This is a genomic window from Mesorhizobium sp. M4B.F.Ca.ET.089.01.1.1 (assembly GCF_004022605.1).
Classification (GTDB): domain Bacteria; phylum Pseudomonadota; class Alphaproteobacteria; order Rhizobiales; family Rhizobiaceae; genus Mesorhizobium; species Mesorhizobium abyssinicae.
Genome location: NZ_RZOS01000289.1, coordinates 1 through 7,418, shown reverse-complemented (window position 1 = coordinate 7,418; position 7,418 = coordinate 1). Strand labels below are relative to the sequence as shown.

Below are 7,418 nucleotides of genomic sequence, written 5' to 3'. Positions count from 1 at the left end.
TCCTCGGTGAAGCCGCCAATGGCGCGGCTGGCGATCTCTGCGGCGCCGCGCGAGCCGGTCTGCGCCGCGGGCAGCGCCAGCATGATCGCCTTCTCGCCATCCGGCATCGTCACCGCGCTGGCCAGGAAGCCGACGGCGCGACTGCTCAAGCCCGTCGCCAGCCGGAGCGTGATGGCCCGGTCGCTGCCGATCTGCGGAAAACCGCTGGTCGCCATGATCTGTCGCCTGGCGATCAGCGGCAGCCGCGCCGAGGCGCCGATGATGCCTTCGATGTCGCTATGGCCGAACACGGCGGCGCCAGGTCCGTTGGCCCAGATCACCTGTTCGAGGTCGGCCGACAATATGGCGATCGCGTCGCCGGCGGCGAAGCGCTGGCGGACCGCATCGAGCACGGCAACGTCGAGGAAGGAGTAATTTTCAGGCGGCATGCGCTTGGCGAATCCCTCCAGCGGGCAATTTCAGTTAACGCTTTGTTAATAAAAGCGGACGCGGCGAAGGTCCACAAGCCAAGGGGTGCAGCGGTCGAAATCTCTGGGCGCTTGGTTAACGGCGGGGAAGATTTTTATGGTGCACTGCAACAAAGATGTTGCATCGCACAAAAAAACCTCTATATTGCCATTATACATGAACGAGACGGCTTTCTGTCAAAGCCGCTACCCGCGAAAAGGATGGAAAATGTCCAAGACCAAAACTTCAGAGGCGATCGAAAACATCGAATTCCCGAGCTTTGACGCTTCCAAGGCCACCGACCAGATCCGCGCTTTCGCCGAGAAGGGCGTCGAGCAGTCGAAGGAAGCCTACACCAAGCTGAAGACCGGCGCCGAGGAGACCCAGAAGGTTCTGGAGTCGACCTTCGAGACCGCCAAGACCGTTTCCGGCGACCTGTCGCTCAAGACCATTGCCGCGCTGCGCGCCAATGCCGACGCTGGCTTCTCGCATCTCGAAGCCCTGATCGGCGCCAAGTCGCTGTCGGAAGTCGTCGAGCTGCAGACCTCCTTCCTGCGCAAGCGTGCCGAGCTGGCCGTCGAGCAGGCCAAGGAATTCCAGGCCGTCGCGTCCAAGGCTGCCGAGGACGTCGCCAAGCCGATCAAGACCGCTTTCGAGAAGGCCCTGAAGGACATCAAGGCCGCCTAGTAAAGACGCACGACTCATCGATGCATCAAAACGTCGCATTTCGTCAGACAAATAGATGTGCGATAGAGTTGTCCAAGTGAATACCCGGTGGGCGGAACCTCCTCCCTCTGCTCTCCGGGGTGACCAGCCAGCACCTCCTCCCGCTGGCTCGTAACAGGAAAAGGCCGGCACCTCCTCCCGCCGGCCTTTTCTTTTGCCTGGCGAAACCCAGCGTCGGTTTGAAGAACCGGCCTTTGCCTCATCAAAGGCCTTGAATTAGACTCCGATAGCCCGTATTGGACGCATCGCCGAACGACAGAGCGGATCCGGGGAGCAGAGCTTCACCTCCATCCCGCTCAGGCAGACGTGCCGTTGTAGCTCAGCTGGTTAGAGCGCCGGATTGTGGATCCGGAGGTCGCTGGTTCGATCCCAGCCAACGGTACCATCGGCTTAAGTATCTGTTATTGCTGATAATTTCATAGGCCAAGCGAACCTGGCCACGCCCGCTTATGGCATTCGATGGAAGAATCCTTCCGGCCCTCCTGAGCCTCCGCTCTCCTTCTACCGAAGACACGTTTCACACCTGGTGCAGAACCTTTCTGGCGAAAGGCCGCTCAGAAACCCATGCGGAGAGCGGCGGCGAAGACGCGCCAGGGGGATGGCTTGCGCTTCGCCTGAACCGTCCAGACTGGACTGCCCGCTCTGCCTTCTCCCATTCGGTCAGTGACTGTTCGGCCCAAGCCGGCATCTGTCGAACCATCTGCGCGCCGACCTGTCGAAGGCCCGGCATCTGCGCGAAATTCTCCTCGGAACCAATTGTCTTATTCCACGTTTTTAGCCTTGCGGTGGATTGTACGTCGCCGCAAGGGGTGGGGATTTCATCGGCATAAGTTCCTTCACAAAACCGCTGGGCTGGGAGTGGCACTGTGAGCGTGCAGGCATCAAGAGCGCAACTCGACCGTCGTCAAATTCTCAATTCGTTAAAAGCCTTCAGGCGAGGCGACTTTTCCGTCCGGATCGACAACGTCTATGAAGGTATCGATTCCGATATCGCCGATGCCTTCAACCAGATCGTTGAACTGAACGATCAGGTCACGAAGGAATTTGAGCGACTGAGCAGGGTCGTCGGCAAGGACGGAAGGATCGGCGAGCGGGGCCACGTCCGCAATGCCACCGGTAGCTGGGAATCGAGTGTCAGGTCGGTCAACGACCTCATCGAAGACATGGTCCAACCGACCGCGGAAGTGGCTCGCGTCATTGGCGCGGTCGCAAAAGGCGATCTGTCCCAAACGATGATGGTCGAAATCGACGGCCGACCGTTGCGCGGCGAGTTCCTGCGCATAGGCAAGATCGTGAACACAATGGTGGGACAGCTGGCTTCCTTTGCCTCCGAGGTGACCCGCGTCGCGCGAGAGGTTGGCACGGAGGGAAAGCTTGGCGGACAGGCGCGGGTGAAGGGCGTTGCCGGCACATGGAAGGATCTGACCGACAACGTCAACGCCATGGCCACCAACCTCACGGGTCAGGTGCGCAACATCGCCGAAGTGACCACCGCGGTCGCGTCAGGCGACTTGTCGAAGAAGATCACCGTCGACGTGAAGGGCGAGATCCTCGAGCTCAAGAACACCATCAACACGATGGTCGATCAGCTTAATTCCTTCGCATCGGAAGTGACGCGCGTGGCGCGCGAGGTCGGCACCGAAGGCAAGCTCGGAGGCCAGGCCCGTGTCGAAGGCGTCGGCGGCACCTGGAAGGACCTGACTGACAACGTCAACTCCATGGCGGAAAACCTGACCGGCCAGGTCCGCAACATCGCCGAAGTGACCACGGCAGTGGCTCTGGGGGATCTCTCGAAGAAGATCACCGTCGACGTGAAGGGCGAAATCCTCGAGCTCAAGAACACCATCAACACGATGGTCGATCAGTTGAACTCCTTCGCTTCGGAGGTCACGCGTGTCGCGCGCGAAGTCGGCACTGAGGGCAAGCTCGGCGGCCAGGCCCAAGTACGCGGCGTAGCCGGCACGTGGAAAGATCTGACCGACAATGTCAACTCGATGGCCGAGAACTTGACCGGTCAGGTGCGCAATATCGCGGAAGTCACGACTGCGGTTGCCTCTGGCGATCTGTCGAAAAAGATCACTGTCGCCGTGCAGGGCGAGATTCTCGAACTCAAGGACACCATCAACACGATGGTCGACCAGCTGAATTCGTTCGCCTCGGAAGTGACGCGCGTGGCGCGCGAGGTCGGCACGGAAGGCAAGCTCGGCGGCCAGGCCGAGGTGAAAGGCGTCGCCGGCACCTGGAAGGACCTGACTGACAACGTCAACCTGATGGCGGCCAACCTGACGGGCCAGGTTCGAAACATCGCAGAGGTGACCACGGCCGTTGCCCGGGGCGACCTTTCCAAAAAGATCACCGTCGACGTCAAGGGCGAAATCCTCGAGCTCAAGGACACCGTCAACACGATGGTCGACCAGCTGAATTCCTTTGCCTCCGAGGTGACACGTGTGGCTCGCGAGGTCGGATCGGAAGGCAAGCTCGGCGGCCAGGCCCACGTGGAAGGCGTCGGCGGCACGTGGAAAGACCTGACAGACAACGTCAACGCCATGGCCGGAAATCTGACCGTGCAATTGCGCGACGTTTCCAAGGTGGCAACCGCGATCGCCACCGGCGACCTGACGCAGAAGATCACCGTCGATGCATTGGGAGAAATCCTGCAGATCAAGGACGTGATCAACACGATGGTTGATCAGCTGAACTCGTTCGCCTCGGAAGTGACGCGCGTGGCGCGCGAGGTCGGTTCGGACGGCAAGCTCGGCGGCCAAGCGCAGGTTCGAGGCGTGGCCGGCACCTGGAAAGACTTGACCGACAATGTGAACGCCATGGCTGCCAATCTGACCGGCCAGGTGCGCAACATCGCGGATGTGACGACGGCCGTGGCGCTGGGCGACCTTTCCAAGAAGATCACCGTCGACGTGAAGGGCGAAATCCTCGAACTCAAGTCGACCATCAACACCATGGTCGACCAGCTGAATTCCTTCGCAGGCGAGGTGACGCGCGTGGCGCGCGAAGTCGGCACCGAAGGAAAGCTCGGCGGTCAGGCTCAGGTGCGAGGGGTCGCCGGAACCTGGAAGGATCTCACCGACAATGTGAACTCGATGGCCGAGAACCTTACCGGCCAGGTGCGCAACATCGCCGAGGTGACGACGGCGGTCGCGCGAGGCGACCTCTCCAAGAAGATCACCGTCGACGTTAAGGGCGAAATCCTCGAGCTCAAGTCGACCATCAACACCATGGTCGACCAATTGAACTCTTTCGCAGGCGAGGTGACGCGTGTCGCGCGCGAGGTCGGCACGGAAGGCAAGCTCGGCGGCCAGGCCGAGGTCCGAGGCGTAGCAGGCACCTGGAAGGATCTGACCGACAACGTCAACCTGATGGCGACCAATCTGACAAACCAGGTGCGTGGCATCGCCGACGTCGTGACGGCAGTGGCTCAGGGCAATCTCAAGCGCAAGCTGACGGTCGATGCGAAGGGCGAAATCGCCTCCCTCGCGGACACCATCAACGGCATGATCGAGACCCTCGCCACCTTTGCCGACCAGGTGACCAACGTCGCGCGCGAAGTGGGCATCGAGGGCAAGCTCGGAGGGCAGGCGCGGGTGCCTGGTGCAGCCGGTCTCTGGCGCGACCTGACGGACAACGTCAATCAGCTGGCCGCCAATCTGACCACCCAGGTGCGCGCCATCGCAGAAGTCTCGACCGCCGTGACAAAGGGCGATCTGACCCGCTCGATCAGTGTCGAGGCCTCGGGCGAAGTCGCGGCGCTCAAGGACAACATCAATGAGATGATCCGCAACCTCAAGGATCAGACGCTGAAGAACGCAGAGCAGGACTGGCTGAAGACCAATCTGGCTCGCTTCTCCCGGATGCTCCAGGGCGAGCGCGACCTCGCCACGGTTTCGCGATTGATCATGTCCGAACTCGCCCCGCTGGTGAACGCTCAATACGGCGTGTTCTATGTGACCAACCGCGACGAAGATGAGTCCTATCTGGAGCTGGCGGCGTCGTATGGCGCCGAGAGCAAGGCAGCCATCAAGCAACGGCTCGATCTTCGGGAAGGGCTCGTCGGCCAAAGTGCCGCAGACAAGCGCGCCATCATGCTCGACAACGTCCCGCCGGACTTTCTGCGGGTCACCTCCGGACTGGGCAGCTCCTCGCCGGCCAACGTCATCATTCTGCCGGCTCTGTTCGAAGACGAGGTCAAGGCCGTCATCGAACTCGCATCATTCGGCGAATTCCGCGACACGCACCAATCATTTCTCAATCAGCTGATGGAGTCCGTCGGCATCGTTCTCAACACCATAGCGGCGACGATGCGGACCGAGGGCCTGCTCAAGCAATCGCAGCTGCTGACGTCCGAATTGCAGGCCCGCCAGACCGAGCTGACCAAAAAGCAGGAGGAACTGCACGCCACGAACGAGGAGCTTCAGGAAAAGGCTCAGCTTCTGGAGAACGAGAAGAAACAGGTCGAAAACAAGAATCTCGAGATCGAGATGGCACGGCGGGCGCTTGAGGAGAAGGCTGAGCAGCTTGCGCTCACTTCAAAGTACAAGTCCGAGTTCCTTGCCAACATGAGCCATGAGCTCAGAACGCCGCTCAATTCGCTGCTGATCCTTTCCAACCTGCTCGCCACGAACCAGCAAGGCAACCTCAACGACAAGCAGGTGGAGTTTGCGCGCACCATAAATTCGGCCGGCACGGACCTTCTCAGTCTCATCAACGATATCCTCGATTTGTCGAAGATTGAGTCGGGTACGGTCTCGATCGACATCAATGACATGCCGGTCGCGCATCTGCGCCAGCATATGGAACGCACGTTCCGCCAGCTCGCCGCCGACAAGGGACTTGGCTTTGCCATAAAGGTCGACCCGGCTCTTCCCGAGACCGTGCGTACCGACGAAAAACGCCTGCAGCAGATCGTCCTCAACCTGCTGTCAAATGCCTTCAAGTTCACGTCCGGAGGTCAAGTCAGCCTGAATTTCCGGCTCGAGAAAACTGGACGCCGCAACGGCGCCAGAACGCCCGCCAGGGCCCTGGCCATCGCGGTGACCGACACCGGCATCGGCATTCCGGAAGACAAACAGAAACTGATTTTCGAGGCTTTCCAGCAGGCGGACGGTACGACCAGCCGCAAGTACGGAGGAACCGGTCTGGGGCTCTCGATCAGCCGTGAGATCGCCCGTCTGCTTGGCGGTGAACTCAGAGTTGAAAGCACTCCGGGCAAAGGTTCGACCTTCACGCTCGTCATTCCGATCGACGGTCCAAGGACTACGGCGGCGACGCAGCCGGAATTGCTTCCGGCCACCGAAGCGATTGCCACGACGGCAGCGCCCACCGGTCTGCCGTCGGCGGAGTTGATGGACGACCGCGACGCCATTTCGGCGGAAGACAGGGTGGTTTTGATCGTTGAGGATGATCCGACCTTCGGCGGCCTGCTGCTGGGCCTGGCACGATCGGCCGGGCTGAAAGGTGTCCTGTCGACTGCCGGGTCCGGAACCTTGGCCTTGGCCCGCAAGCTGGTTCCGGACGCGATCACGCTGGATCTCGGGCTGGCGGACATCGATGGATGGGTGCTCTTTGACCTGCTGCGCCATGATCCGAAGACCACCGGCATTCCTATCCATGTGATCTCTGGCGCGGACGACATCGAAGGCCTGGCCACCAAGGGCGCATCGAGCATTTCCACCAAGCCCGTGTCGTCCGAGGAACTGATGAAGGTGTTTCAGGATATTCATTCGAGAAAGCTTCGTGTCCAGCGCCGGGTGCTTGTCGCAGACGCCGATCCGGAGCGTCGCCTTTCGCTGGTCGAAACCATCCGGGATGGGGTCACCTCGGTCACTGCAATCGGTCGCGCGGCGACTGCAGATGACATTGACCTGGCCGCGTACGATGCCGTGGTTCTCGGTCTTGGAAGGTCTGCCAAGGACAACGCCCAGGCGCTCGATGAGCTTACCAACCAGCTTTCAGACGGGCTGCCGCCGCTTCTGTTCTTTGCCCCTCACTCCGACGCCATCGAACAGGTGCTGGCGCTCAATCCGGCCTGGATCGATGTCCCGCGGGCCGAGAATTTTGCTCAGTTGGCTCTCCACATATCGGCAACACTCCCAGGAGGATTGCGCGAGGACAATGGGGCAGGGCCCGGGCAAGCTGAGAACAGGTCAAACATCGCTGGCGCAAAAGTGCTGATCGTCGATGACGATATCCGAAACATCTACTCGCTGACGAGCGTTCTCGAGACCTACGAC

The 7,418-nt window shown here is 60.6% G+C and carries 2 protein-coding genes, 1 tRNA gene and 1 pseudogene; 3 read left to right on the top strand and 1 reads right to left on the bottom strand.

What is annotated here, in order from left to right:
- A pseudogene (locus tag EN780_RS23020) lies at nucleotides 1-428 on the bottom strand (PAS domain-containing sensor histidine kinase); the annotation flags it as partial.
- A 247-nt stretch (nucleotides 429-675) separates the two neighbouring features.
- Here EN780_RS23020 and EN780_RS23015 point away from each other — a divergent pair.
- The 3 genes from EN780_RS23015 to EN780_RS23005 all read left to right on the top strand — a co-directional run.
- Nucleotides 676-1,134 (top strand): phasin, encoded by a 459-nt coding sequence (locus EN780_RS23015; RefSeq protein ID WP_128275406.1) that lies wholly within the window; start codon nucleotides 676-678, stop codon nucleotides 1,132-1,134.
- A 347-nt stretch (nucleotides 1,135-1,481) separates the two neighbouring features.
- Nucleotides 1,482-1,558, top strand: a tRNA-His gene (locus tag EN780_RS23010).
- 487 nt (nucleotides 1,559-2,045) lie between these two features.
- On the top strand, nucleotides 2,046-7,418 hold a 5,373-nt coding region (locus EN780_RS23005), incomplete at its 3' end, for a HAMP domain-containing protein (protein WP_128275407.1).